We start from the raw sequence: 12,736 nt of genomic DNA, 5'->3' as shown, positions 1-12,736 counted from the left end.
AATGCCTTTTCTCAGAAGTGACCGTCCAGGCGGTCACCGAACTTGATAATAAAGCGGCTCATTGCCATGCGCCAGTCCCTCAAAGGCATTGTCCATTTCTGTGAGGCCGCCTGTATCGCCAGCCACACCACCTTTTTCACTGCGTCGTCGGTCGGGAACACCTTGCGCTTTTTAATGGCATGCCGGATCACGCTGTTTAACGACTCGATGGCGTTGGTCGTGTAGATCACCTTGCGAATGTCCGTTGGGTAGGCAAAGAACGTGGCCAGATTGGCCCAGTTTGCCTGCCAGCTTCGACTTATTTGCGGGTAGCGGATGTCCCAAGCACTGGAGAACGCTTCCAACGCCTGCAAGCCGGCTTCTTCCGTAGGGACCTGATAGATAGCTTTTTCAGGTCGCGGGTGACGGCCTTGTAGTCCTTCCAGGAGACGAACCGCAGGCTGTTGCGCACCATATGCACGATACACAGCTGGAGCCGCGCCTCCGGATACACCACGTTAATAGCGTCAGGGAAACCTTTCAGCCCGTCTACGTAGGCGATAAGGATATCGTTCAGGCCGCGGTTTTTCAGCTCTGTCAGCACGTTCAGCCAGAACTTTGCGCCTTCGTTTTCGGCCAGCCACATACCTAGCAACTCTTTCTGGCCTTCGATGTTGATGCCCAGCGCCAGGAACACAGATTTGTTGATGATGCGGCTGTCCTGCCGGACTTTTAGAACGATACAGTCAAGATAAACAATGGGATAGACTGCATCCAGAGGCCGGTTTTGCCATTCGACAACCTGCTCCATGACCGCATCGGTGACCTTTGAGACCAGCGCCGGCGAGACATCGGCGTCATACAGCTCTTTGAACGCGGCGGCGATCTCGCGGGTGGTCATCCCTTTGGCGTACAACGATAAAATCTGGTTATCCATCCCGGTAATCCGGGTCTGGTTCTTCTTCACCAGTTGCGGTTCAAAGGAACCGTCACGATCGCGCGGAGTACGCAGCGCCAGCGGGCCATCGCCAGTGGTAACGGTTTTTGTGGAATAGCCGTTGCGGGCGTTGGTCCCCGGTTTAGGCTGATTTTTATCGTAGCCGAGGTGATGGGTCATTTCGGCATTGAGAGCTACTTCGACGCTGATTTTTTTCAGCAGCCGATCGAAGTGACTGAGATCTTCAGAGGTTTTGAGATTTTTGGCCAGTTCGTTAGCCAGAGCCTGCAACTGTTTTTCGTCCATAAATTAACCTGTTTTTGATGTTGGATTGAACATATCAAAATCAGGCAAATACACAAATTTCTAAGCAGGCTCCTATTAGCACCATTGCCGCCATTCTCAAGATATGACGTGTGCCTGTGCGACATGGCGCGAACTTGAGTCAATGACACATTAACCGGTGTACAACGAACCCCGATGGGTAGCCGGGGCCCGGGAGTAGGGGATCATTGGCGGGTCAGAGCGTCTAGCTGTTCGTCGGTAAGGCCAGTAGAGAGCTTAACCGTTGAGCGATCAACCCCATTCGCGAGGAACTTTTTTGCAAATTCAATGGTCGTTTCCTGACGGCCTTTTTGCATGCCTTTAGCTTCTAGCTCTGCAATGGTCATTATGTCCTCCTGATAATCGAGTGCTTTGGCTGCGATCTCTTGCAGAAACAGACCTGGATTTGAGGTATTTCCCCTTTCCGCAATATAGTATATCAGGCTACGAAACTGTTCTTTTGGCACCGCCCAATTATTCAACAATCTAGCAATATCAACGGCCAGCTCAAACATATCGCGGGTGCGAATGTGTTTTTGCACAAGTTCAAGCAGTGCAACACGCCGGTGAAACAGTATTTCGTGATCCGGTATGGTGGTGATATCGACCAGCGGGAATGCCTGGTAATAGACCGATTTTGCCAGTTTTGGGTCGGCAAAGCAATCCAGCCAGTGGGCGAGTAAGGGTAAGGTGATGTGCGCCCATGGTAAAAGAGCAGTGGGATTACCACCGGCAACTGCTTGTTGCCCTGCTCGAGATGCTGCTGCATGGCCGCCACACAGTATCTTAACAGTCTAAACGCCATGAGTTTCTCCGGCCTGCTTTGATGTTCAATCAAACAGTAGATATATCCCATGCCCGAGGTAGTCTGCACGGTGTAAAGCATATCCGAGCACTGAGTTCGCAGGTCTTCTTCGATAAAGCTGCCGGAGGCCATCGCCAGTGTAGTGAAATCGCAATGTTCACTGAGTTGCGACGGCAAGTGCACCTCGAGAAAATATCTCGCAACAGCGAGATCACCGAGGAATTTCTTGAACAAGGAGTCATGCTTAGAAACCAATAAGTTAGACATATCGATACCGTCTTTAAAATTGATGCCTGCACCTTACCGCCGAGGATGGGTACGTGGCAAGAACGGGTTTGCGATTAAATTAACGTAAATAATTGGAAATGAACGTGCTAAAAGGGACATACCAAGGTACGGTATATTTTGTGTAATTGGAGCATGTAACGAAATGATGGGTCGGTAGCTCAGTGCGGAAGAGCGTACGTGTAACAAAAACCGTAAGGACGCGGGTTCAAATCCTGCTCGACCGAGCCTGTTTAGAAATTTGTGTATTTGCCTGATTTTGATATGTTGCTGGTTCCGGTCACATCCGATCACTGATTCCGATTTCACCCGATCACTAATTCTGATTTCATCCGATCACTGATTCCGGTCGCCCGATCAGCGATTCCGATTCTGTCCGATCGCTCATCTTCTGTTCCGCCATACTCTGGAGACTTTTAGCTTCCGGGGGCATGGCATGGCACGTAAAAAGAAGAAAGCGAGAACGGAAATGTGCATCTATATTAATGTCTTACGTATGAAATTCGAGCAACGTCGCTCGAATCGCACTATCGCAGCAGCGCTCGGCATAGGCTGTACTACCGTGCACGATATCCTCGGCCGATTCACGGTAGCTAACCTGGTCTGGCCATTGCCGGCGGAACTGTCCCCCGTCGACCTCGACCGCCTGCTCTATCCCGGCAAATCCGGAAAAGTTATCAATACCTTACCCAGCTGGCTTGATATCGATACCGAGTTAAGCCGCAAGGGCATGACCAAGCAGCTGCTCTGGATAGAATATCAGTCCGCCGTGGGCGGTGATGCCCTCGGTTACTCACAGTTTTGTGCACTGTTCCGTGACTGGAAAAAGAAGCAGCGGCGTTCCATGCGCATGGAGCACAAGGCTGGCGAAAAGCTCTTCATCGACTTCTGTGGCCCCACCGTACCTATCGTCAACCCTGCGACCGGTAGCGTACGCCAGGTCGCTATCTTCGTCGCTGCCATGGGCGTGTCAGGCTATGCGTATATCGAAGCCTGCGAAGGCCAGGACATGGCATCGTGGCTCAACGCCAATAGCCGCTGCCTTCACTTCATGGGTGGGGTTCCGGAGCTGATGATACCTGATAATCTGCGCAGCGCTGTCAGCACCCCTGACCGCTATGAGCCGGTCATAAACCAGAGCTACCAGGCGCTGGCAAATCACTATGAGACAGTGGTGCTACCGGCGCGCCCGAGAAAACCGAAAGACAAGGCGAAGGCAGAATCAACTGTGCAGCTGGTAGAACGCTGGGTTTTGGCCCGGTTGCGTAAACGTAGGTTCTACTCGCTGGCCGAACTCAACCAGGTGATACGAGAACTCAATCATGAGTTGAATTTGCGCCCGATGCGTCATTACGGCGGACAAAGTCGCCTTGAACGCTTCGAGCAGCTGGACAAACCGGCTCTTGGGCCTCTACCGCCCACACAATGGGAATACAGTGAGTATCTCGTTGCCCGAGTGGGACCTGATTACCACATAGACTACGGCAAAAACTGGTATTCGGTGCCGCATCCGCTGGTTGGCGAGCGGGTTGACGTCATCGCCACCCAACGGCTGGTGCAAATCCACCATAAGGGCGTCTGCGTAGCTACGCACCCTCGCAGCGATAACGCCTATAGGCACACGACTCAGGCGGCGCACATGCCGGCTAACCATAAGGGGCAGAGTCAGTGGACGCCGGAAAGGCTGTGCAGTTGGGCGCTGTCGGTGGGTGTGTGCACACTGAAAGTGGTCGAGTCCATCCAAAAGAGCAAAGCCCATCCGGAGCAGGCTTACCGCTCCGTGCTGGGGCTACTCAATCTGCAACGGCGCTATGAGACGACGCGACTGGAGAAGGCCTGCGTGCTGGCGTTGGAGAAAGGGTGCATTAACCGCTCTTTCATAGCCAACGTATTGAAACACGGTCGTGAAAGTGAGGTCACCCAGGACGGAGCCGGCGTATCAATGCTGGTTCACGAAAACCTCCGAGGTCCGGACAGTTATCACTAAGGAGAATAAATATGGATACACTGTTAATGGCTCTGCGAGAGCTGAAGTTGTCGGCAATGGTCCAGGCGTTGGAGACGCAACGCGAACTCCCGGGGAGTTATGGGGAGCTGGGGTTCGAGGAGCGGTTGTCGCTGATGGTAGAAGCGGAAAATTTGCATAGAAAAAACAACCATATATGCCGTCTTCGACGGCAATCGCAAATGCGCTTGCAGGCAAAACCGGAAGATATCCGCTATATCCCTAGCCGAGGAGTGACACCGGAACAGATGCGAGATCTGCTAGGGGGACAATATCTGAAATATCAGAAAAGCATACTCATCACGGGGCCAACAGGTACGGGCAAAACCTGGCTCAGTTGTGCGCTTGGTGAGCAGGCATGCCGGCAGCAATATAGCGTGCGTTACTGGCGAGTGGGTCGGTTGCTGGCCCATCTTCACCAGTGTCAGGTAGACGGGACCTATCTAAAACAGCTTAATCAGTTAGAAAAAATAGAGTTACTGATCTTGGACGACGTGGGCCTAGAATCAATAAGTCCGATGCAGGCAACGATGCTGTTGGAGGTGATGGAAGATCGCTACGACAAAAGCAGCAGCATCCTGATCAGTCAACTGCCGGTGAAAAAATGGTATGGACTGATAGAAAACCCCACGACAGCTGACGCGTTACTCGATCGGTTAGTACACCCCAGCTATAGACTGGAACTTAAAGGCGAATCACTACGCAAAGAGCAAGGAGTAGCCAGCACAGGAAAAATAGACTAAACCCGAGTCAGAAGATGAGCGAACACGTGAACGAATATCACTGGAATGGGTGATCGGAAAATATCGGAATAACTGATCGGATGTCGCCGGAACAGCTGATCGGATACGTCGGAATCGAGCCTGTTTAGAAATTTGTGTATTTGCCTGATTTTGATATGTTCAATCCAACATCAAAAACAGGTTAATTTATGGACGAAAAACAGTTGCAGGCTCTGGCTAACGAACTGGCCAAAAATCTCAAAACCCCTGAAGATCTCAGTCACTTCGATCGGCTGCTGAAAAAAATTAGCGTCGAAGCAGCTCTCAATGCCGAAATGACCCATCACCTCGGCTACGATAAAAATCAGCCTAAACCGGGGACCAACGCCCGCAACGGCTATTCCACAAAAACCGTTACCACTGGCGATGGCCCGCTGGCGCTGCGTACTCCACGCGATCGTGACGGTTCCTTTGAACCGCAACTGGTGAAGAAGAACCAGACCCGGATTACCGGGATGGATAACCAGATTTTATCGTTGTACGCCAAAGGGATGACCACCCGCGAGATCGCCGCCGCGTTCAAAGAGCTGTATGACGCCGATGTCTCGCCGGCGCTGGTCTCAAAGGTCACCGATGCGGTCATGGAGCAGGTTGTCGAATGGAAAAACCGGCCTCTGGATGCAGTCTATCCCATTGTTTATCTTGACTGTATCGTTCTAAAAGTCCGGCAGGACAGCCGCATCATCAACAAATCTGTGTTCCTGGCGCTGGGCATCAACATCGAAGGCCAGAAAGAGTTGCTAGGTATGTGGCTGGCCGAAAATGAAGGCGCAAAGTTCTGGCTGAACGTGCTGACAGAGCTGAAAAACCGCGGCCTGAACGATATCCTTATCGCCTGCGTAGACGGGCTGAAAGGCTTCCCTGACGCTATTAACGCGGTGTATCCGGAAGCGCGGCTCCAGCTGTGTATCGTGCATATGGTGCGCAACAGCCTGCGGTTCGTCTCCTGGAAGGACTACAAGGCCGTCACCCGCGACCTGAAAGCTATCTATCAGGCCCCTACGGAAGAAGCCGGCTTGCAGGCGCTGGAAGCGTTCTCCAGTGCCTGGGACATCCGCTACCCACAAATAAGTCAAAGCTGACAGGCAAACTGGGCCAATCTGGCCACGTTCTTTGCCTACCCAACGGACATCCGCAAGGTGATCTACACGACCAACGCCATCGAGTCGTTAAACAGCGTGATCCGGCATGCCATCAAAAAGCGCAAGGTGTTCCCGACCGACGACGCAGTGAAAAAGGTGGTGTGGCTGGCGATACAGGCGGCCTTACAGAAATGGACAATGCCTTTGAGGGACTGGCGCATGGCAATGAGCCGCTTTATTATCGAGTTCGGTGACCGCCTGGACGGTCACTTCTGAGAAAAGGCATTTACACAGAATCCGGTACGGGCTCACAGAATCGTGTACAGGGTCTAACGCTGCCTACTGTGTATTCTTCCCACGTCGTCAAAATTCTGCTAGTACGACCCTGCTAGTCAGACCCTAATCGCAAAATTCTTTCCCTAAATGACTTTCCATCGCTGCGCCACTCATTCTGCAGTGATAGCAGGGGCCAATCCTCTCACGCGCACATTCCCCCCCCCCGCGAGACTGTCCCGTGGCGTGCAGTCCGCGCCGGCATCATGGCCCCTATAAAGAGAGGCATTTTTTATCGCTGTTTTACGATGGAAAAAAAAGGCTGTACCAGCAGACCCCAAAGCAGATGTTTGCATTTAACCTTCCACGGCGCCCGCGCTTTTAATGATTGCCAAATGGCATTGCGCGCCGCCTCAGGTTTGGGGGTAATACTGATGTGTGACTGAGCTGCATGGATGCTATGCAAAATGACCGGCGGCACTACGGCACGTACCTGACAAAAGGAGTAATCCTGAAAAATGGAAAATTTGTCGGCCACCATCCATACCGGATAGAGGCCCGCCGCCATGTTGCGCGCGGCCGTGCGATTGATGATGTAACCGTGAGTCATCGCGGCATCAACTACCCTATGCAGACAATGTGTCTTATCCAATGCCTGAATCGGTTTTTTTAGGTATTGACAGCTGGGGGTCAGCAGCGTTAACAGCGGCTTGCTGAGAATATCGCACAGCGCTAGTTGGGGGAGAAGCGAAATGGCTTCCTGGGTAAGCTTTGCGTCATCCTCAAGGATTAACGCCTGCTTAAGCCCACGCTCGCAAATGAGGCGATAGATATGGATGTGGCTAAGGGCGCAACCAATTTCACCCGGACGGGTGGCATAATTGATTTTACGTGTATGTTGCACAATGTCCTCGCCGCTAAGCAGATGGCCATTTATGGCTTCGATAAACTCATAATCAAGAGAGTAATGTTGGCACTGGTATTCAATACATTGACGGCGTTTGGGTGATGCTTTGAGATTGATGATGAAAACTTTCACGCCTTCTCCAATATGCGGATAATAAAAGGTGCGCGGCTCTATTTTGCTTTCAAGATTAAACGCAGAATGTAAATTAATTATCTGTTTTATATATCGCACATGCAAATATTGAGTTGCATTTACTTGTTCCCGTGGTTATTCTTGACGCTAAAAGCCTTGTGGATAAGGCCAGCAAAACTTGCACCATGGCGAGAAAATTAAAAACTATTTATCTGCGATTTTTCTGCTCAAGGTGCTATATTATCTGGATTGTAATTCAATGAAATATTATTAATTCAATAAGGCGAAGAGTATTCCCCTTTAGCCCGCAGGGACAGGGGGGCTAATTCGGGCAGTGATGATGCGTTGTATCCGTGGTTGGCACTACCTTGCCCCGTTATCTTGCGCTCCTTCAGGTCATATTGGTGGAAAGGGAACGGAGTCCGATCGATTGTGGGAAGCAATTATGCCTATGCTAAGAGAAACGCGGCTTTAGCCCCACGCGTTACGCGGGCGATGTCGATACTTCCGCCAATATCATGAACATGCTCACGGTCACTTCGACGGGGGTAAACATTTGCGCTACAAGGCATTCCGTTGAGGGACTTAAAAATGAGCGCCGTGGTCGCTTGTCCGTGGCGCTTAATGTCGGGTGACAATTAAGTACGCATAGGATGAAAATTATTTATTGATATTAATATCTATGAAATTATATTCATCTTGGTGAGTGGCTGACGCAGATGCAATAACGCCATATAAGACAATTCGATCAAATTAACACTTGCTAGAATAAAAGGATTTTTCTGATGGCGCTCAGATGATTCTTGTGGATAATATTGGGTCATCGGCCGCGAAGACAATTCTTTTAGAAATAAATCTTCAGGGTGGTGGGAAATCTATTGACAAGCGCCACATTACGTTTAATAGTTATTCTCTGACGATGGAAAAATGCCGGCCAGGTCACTTAATCTTGATAGGAATAGGCTGGCGTTTCCGGTAGTGTTGAATGATGATTTAAAATTATTTGCTTCAATTAATTAATAAAAATGATACGGTCTCTGTGTCAAATTTAATGGATGTTATCGTATAAGGTCGTTAAGGACCGCCCTCTTAAATGCCTGAGCCGTCAGCGTTAACCTTATAAAAGAATCAAAAGTATTAATCGTTAGAATAGATAGTCTTCTTCAATGCGTAATGCATTTGCTATTAGCGATGGTATTCAATCGCATTGAGGGTGCTTGCGGCGTGCACACAACAAGGCTAGGCGGGGGAATATTCGGAATTTTCTTTAGCAGTTTAACGTATTTGACATCGTAATGATTAGCGACACCGTGTCGAGTAAGCATTGCGGCAGATATAAAACGGTGCGGCCGAATGACGACGGCACCAAAGCCAGGACAATACCATGAAAAAAATGATAACTTTGGCCGACGATAATGCTCAGAAAGCGAATGTCGCGCCTGAAATGAATAGTCAAGAATGGATGGAGGCGATAAATTGAGAGTTGACGAGGCTTTGTTGAATAAATCGAACTTTTAGGTGACTGGCGGCTCTGATCACTACATTCGTTTCAACATCAGGTCCCCATGGCAAAGCAAAAGTTTAAAATCACCAAGTGGCCCGCATATAACAATGCGCTCAGGCAGCGGGGGGACCTGACAGTATGGCTTGATGAGTCAGCCATTGCTGCATGGACTGAGAGTACACCACCTGAACATCGTGGCCGGCCGCTTCACTACACCGATATGGCCATTACCACGGTTCTGATGATAAAGCGCGTGTTTAACCTTTCTCTCCGGGCGTTACAGGGTTTCGTTGACTCGATTTTTAAACTGATGGGGCTGTCGCTGCGCTGCCCAGATTACTCTCTGGTCAGCCGGCGAGCAAAAACCGTCGACATCAGCATAAAAACGCCAACCCGCGGCGAAATCTCACACCTGGTCATCGATGGCACCGGCCTGAAAATCTTCGGCGAAGGCGAATGGAAAGTCAGGCAGCATGGGGCTGAGAGGCGCAGAGTATGGCGCAAGCTTCATCTGGCAGTAGATAGCGCGACACATGAAATTATCTGTGCCGATTTATCGCTAAGCGGTACGACAGATGCGCAGGCGCTGCCCGGGCTGATTAACCAAACCCACCGGAAAATCAGGGAAGCGTCGGCTGACAGTGCTTACGATACGCGTTACTGTCATGATGCTCTGCTGAGGAAAAAAATAAAGCCGCTTATCCCACCGCGAAGTGGTGCGCAATATTGGCCAGCTCGATACCATGAGCGTAACCATGCGGTGGCAAATCAGCATCTGAGCGGCAATAACGATACCTGGAAAAAGAAAGTAGGTTATCACCGGCGTTCACTGGCTGAAACGGCCATGTTCCGGTTTAAAATACTTCTGGGTGGTCATCTGAGTCTGCATGACTATGACGCGCAGGTAGGTGAGGCTATGGCAATGGTCAAAGCGCTTAACCGGATCACGTTGTTAGGAATGCCAAACAGCGTCCGCATCATGTAACAATCGCCCTGATAGGGAGGAAGTCGTCACAAATTTCGGATTTATTCAACAAAGCGAGTTGACGACTATTGTCAAAAACGCGGGAATCAGCGTTGAGGACGAGAATGAAGAAGCGTTATACGCGGCGTTAAGTAGACTGCTGCGTCGGGCAGGGGAGTAACAGATATTCCCTCCGCCGCAAATCAAGCACATGTTACGACGATGCGTAATACATTCGTATAAAAGTTACACGATATCTCACCTGGCCTTCACCAGCGCAGTGCGATAGCGGCGTGCGATATTTTTAGCGTCTTGAGGTAAGAAGCGATGACACTGGCGTGGGCGGCGGTATCGCAAAAAAAATGTTGTAAAATACGACATATTTTCCGCGCCAGCACATGACGGAATGATATTCTTTTGCCGGCAATCGTCGTCGTGCGGCGGTCGTCGATTAATTTCATTGCCGTGCGGCCAGCGTGGCGACTTACTGCTTTAATGCCGATTGTGCTTCTTCAAGTTCTTGTTGAGCACGTGTAACTTTTTTCTGTTTTTTGCGAATTTTATTCGCTATTACCTGTTTGCTGGGCTTGCGTTAGTTCGTGCTGCCGTTGCGCCAGCTTGTTTTTCTTGTCGGCAATGTGGCGCTCGCGGTCTGCCTGTAGCTGGTCATCGCGACAATGGGCGGTAATCTCAGCCAGCGCCTTTTCCAGACCTTCCGCCCGCGCCGCGTTGCCTTGAGCGCAGGCATGGGAAAGCTGCGTCTGCACAGACTGCTGTTTTGCCGCGCAGCCGCTTGCCGCCAGCGCACGTTGTCCCGGGAATATCATCAAAGCGCCAATCATCGCCAGATAGGGGAGTATCGTTTTCACCGTTAATCCTTTTCAGTTAATCCTTTTCTAAGGAAAAGATAAATGTATACATAATAATTTCACCTTAATTTTATCAGAATTTAAGGCCGGGAGGAAATAGTGCGTCGCTCGATGGCAGCGCGAAACAGGTAATGTCCGTATCGGGTTAACAATAAAGCGTGATGGGCTGACTATGGGGGCGCAATGTAAGGGGGGCGCGTTTCGGCAAATCATGTCCAGAGTCATTAAAATGAGGCTCTAATGATGTCGCAAGACATACATTTATTCGCCTGCTGAGCTTAGCGCGGTTTGGATTAATGCGCCACGCCCGTGGCCCTATACGTTAATCCAGCCAGGGCGACGCAAACGTGCGTTAAAAGATGAAAGTGATTATTCCTACGCACCAAAGTCTCATCCTGGCACGGTTTAAACAACAAAAAGAGCTAATTTAAGCAGCCGGATTTTATCACGCTCGTGATAGGTGCTGATGCAACGTGTCAAATTCACGGTAGCAAGGCGAACTCGACGTCCCAGGTGCAGGAAATGGGCGGTAAGCGGCTTGAGCGCCTTTGGGGCGCTGTGCTTAAATCATGGATGTTAATAATGAATACGTGGTTATTCTATTGTTGTTCAGCGCAAAGGAGAACCGGCAAAGCGTTTATTTAGCGCTCATGCTTTATCCTGTGTGAAAAAAAGCTGTTTTTTTAATTCTCGAACCAACATAATAAACAGTTGAATTTAATTATTTTATAGCGTGTAGGGTAAATGATTATCATCTGGATAAAGCATTATGATTGCTAAGCTGCCTAAAAAACGCCTGACACGTATCGCCCCGCTGGTGTCGCTTGGTGTGGCGTTAACGTTGGTGTGCATCAAAGTTTGGGCATGGCTGGAAACGGGCTCCATTGCATTACTGACCTCGGCGGCGGATGGTTTAGTCGATGTATTGGCGTCAATGGTCACGCAGGTGGGCGTATATTATGCACAGCGGCCTGCGGATTGCGGCCATCGTTTCGGCCACGGTAAAGCGGAAGCCGTAGCCGCGTTTGTGCAGGCAATGCTCTTGGCGGCGGCCGGAGTCGCGCTCGGGATAGAGTCTGTCAGCCGACTCATTACCCCGCAGGCGCTTGCTGCGCAGGGGCTGGGCATTATTGTGATTGTCGTCAGTACCCTTTGCGCCAGTTTGCTGGTGACCATGCAAACGCTGGTGGTGAAATACACGCAGTCGACGGCAATCGCCGCCGATCGCGCGCATTACATCACCGATATCGCGGTGAATATTGCGGTGCTCTGCGCGCTGATCCTCGAACATCAGTTTGGCTGGATCAGGGCAGACGCCAGCGGTGCGCTGGCCATTTCCTGTTACATGGTTTGGAATGCTCGCGGCATGATCCGTTCGGCAATGCTGCAATTGCTTGACCGCGAGCTTGATAGCGCCGATCGCCGTCGCATTACCGCCGCGGCACTGAGTTGTCCCGGTGTGGAAGGGGTTCATGACCTGCGTACCCGTAACGGCGGAGATCGGGTATTTGTCGAGCTGCATGTAGAAGTGGATGGGCAGTTGACCGTCGATGCGGGTCACGCCATTTGCGATAATGCGGAAGCGGCTGTCAGGGCACTGTTCAGCGTAGCGGAGGTTTCCGCACATCTTGAGCCGGCCGGGATTGCGGACGAACGACTCGACGATCTTATCAAATAGCGCCGAGGGGCACACCTCGCGGCGGCGCTTGGCGCTCGCCGGCGGTAAAAAAACACCCACTGAAAAAAAACGTGGGTGCCCAACATCACTTTCGCCATCACCGGAGTGGGATGACATATTGAAACTATCATCTAACGGCAGCGCGAACAAATGAGAAAGACTAATTATTCTCCTTCAAATATTCATCGATATTATAGCCTTAGCCGCTAT

Annotated in this window: 7 protein-coding genes, 1 tRNA gene and 3 pseudogenes; 6 read left to right on the top strand and 5 right to left on the bottom strand. The window is 50.6% G+C overall.

Annotation, left to right across the window (positions count from 1 at the left end; all coding sequences use genetic code 11):
• Nucleotides 1–11 precede the first annotated feature (11 nt).
• Together SOPEG_RS14285 and SOPEG_RS14280 are read right to left on the bottom strand one after the other, a co-directional pair.
• Nucleotides 12–1,222: pseudogene (locus SOPEG_RS14285) on the bottom strand (IS256 family transposase).
• A gap of 203 nt (nucleotides 1,223–1,425) precedes the next feature.
• Nucleotides 1,426–2,312: pseudogene (locus tag SOPEG_RS14280) on the bottom strand (Rpn family recombination-promoting nuclease/putative transposase).
• Nucleotides 2,313–2,480: 168 nt separating this feature from the next.
• On the opposite strand from SOPEG_RS14280, the gene SOPEG_RS14275 reads away from it, so the two are divergent.
• The 4 genes and pseudogenes from SOPEG_RS14275 to SOPEG_RS14260 all read left to right on the top strand — a co-directional run bounded on the left by SOPEG_RS14275 (nucleotide 2,481) and on the right by SOPEG_RS14260 (nucleotide 6,475).
• Nucleotides 2,481–2,557: transfer RNA gene (locus SOPEG_RS14275), tRNA-Val, on the top strand.
• Nucleotides 2,558–2,766: 209 nt separating this feature from the next.
• Nucleotides 2,767–4,317 (top strand): IS21-like element ISSoEn3 family transposase, encoded by a 1,551-nt coding sequence (gene istA, locus SOPEG_RS14270; protein ID WP_081743019.1) that lies wholly within the window; start codon nucleotides 2,767–2,769, stop codon nucleotides 4,315–4,317.
• An 11-nt stretch (nucleotides 4,318–4,328) separates the two neighbouring features.
• The gene (gene istB, locus SOPEG_RS14265; protein ID WP_025245842.1) at nucleotides 4,329–5,078 is read left to right on the top strand and encodes an IS21-like element ISSoEn3 family helper ATPase IstB; all 750 of its coding nucleotides are present in this window, start codon (nucleotides 4,329–4,331) and stop codon (nucleotides 5,076–5,078) included.
• Between the two features lie 188 nt (nucleotides 5,079–5,266).
• Nucleotides 5,267–6,475: pseudogene (locus SOPEG_RS14260) on the top strand (IS256-like element ISSoEn2 family transposase).
• Nucleotides 6,476–6,764: 289 nt separating this feature from the next.
• On the opposite strand, the gene SOPEG_RS14250 reads toward SOPEG_RS14260, so the two are convergent.
• Entirely contained in the window at nucleotides 6,765–7,511 is a 747-nt protein-coding gene (locus SOPEG_RS14250) for a glycosyltransferase family 25 protein (protein WP_025245841.1), read from the bottom strand.
• Between the two features lie 1,565 nt (nucleotides 7,512–9,076).
• Here SOPEG_RS14250 and SOPEG_RS14240 point away from each other — a divergent pair.
• Complete coding sequence (locus SOPEG_RS14240; RefSeq protein ID WP_025245840.1) at nucleotides 9,077–10,000, top strand: IS5-like element ISSoEn1 family transposase; 924 nt, start codon at nucleotides 9,077–9,079, stop codon at nucleotides 9,998–10,000.
• 248 nt (nucleotides 10,001–10,248) lie between these two features.
• Here SOPEG_RS14240 and SOPEG_RS14235 read toward each other — a convergent pair whose 3' ends face one another.
• Nucleotides 10,249–10,440: a hypothetical protein gene (locus SOPEG_RS14235; RefSeq protein WP_025245839.1), complete on the bottom strand. Its 192-nt coding sequence runs from the start codon at nucleotides 10,438–10,440 to the stop codon at nucleotides 10,249–10,251.
• Between the two features lie 99 nt (nucleotides 10,441–10,539).
• Nucleotides 10,540–10,821 carry a DUF1090 domain-containing protein gene (locus tag SOPEG_RS14230; RefSeq protein ID WP_148297089.1) on the bottom strand — a complete coding sequence of 94 codons (282 nt, stop codon included), beginning with the start codon at nucleotides 10,819–10,821 and terminating at the stop codon, nucleotides 10,540–10,542.
• Between the two features lie 796 nt (nucleotides 10,822–11,617).
• Here SOPEG_RS14230 and SOPEG_RS14225 point away from each other — a divergent pair.
• Nucleotides 11,618–12,526: a cation diffusion facilitator family transporter gene (locus SOPEG_RS14225; protein ID WP_025245838.1), complete on the top strand. Its 909-nt coding sequence runs from the start codon at nucleotides 11,618–11,620 to the stop codon at nucleotides 12,524–12,526.
• Nucleotides 12,527–12,736: the final 210 nt, after the last annotated feature.

This window comes from Candidatus Sodalis pierantonius str. SOPE (genome assembly GCF_000517405.1).
Lineage (GTDB): Bacteria > Pseudomonadota > Gammaproteobacteria > Enterobacterales > Enterobacteriaceae > Sodalis_C > Sodalis_C pierantonii.
Note: the sequence above shows the minus strand (reverse complement) of the source record. Positions and strands in the feature narration are given on the sequence as shown.

Excerpts from the sequence above, each read along its gene's own strand:
- SOPEG_RS14235 (WP_025245839.1), bottom strand. The coding sequence starts at position 10,440 with ATGAAATTAATCGACGACCGCCGCACGACGACGATTGCCGGCAAAAGA.
- istB (WP_025245842.1), top strand. The coding sequence starts at position 4,329 with ATGGATACACTGTTAATGGCTCTGCGAGAGCTGAAGTTGTCGGCAATG.
- SOPEG_RS14240 (WP_025245840.1), top strand. The coding sequence starts at position 9,077 with ATGGCAAAGCAAAAGTTTAAAATCACCAAGTGGCCCGCATATAACAAT.
- SOPEG_RS14225 (WP_025245838.1), top strand. The coding sequence starts at position 11,618 with ATGATTGCTAAGCTGCCTAAAAAACGCCTGACACGTATCGCCCCGCTG.
- istA (WP_081743019.1), top strand. The coding sequence starts at position 2,767 with ATGGCACGTAAAAAGAAGAAAGCGAGAACGGAAATGTGCATCTATATT.
- SOPEG_RS14230 (WP_148297089.1), bottom strand. The coding sequence starts at position 10,821 with ATGATTGGCGCTTTGATGATATTCCCGGGACAACGTGCGCTGGCGGCA.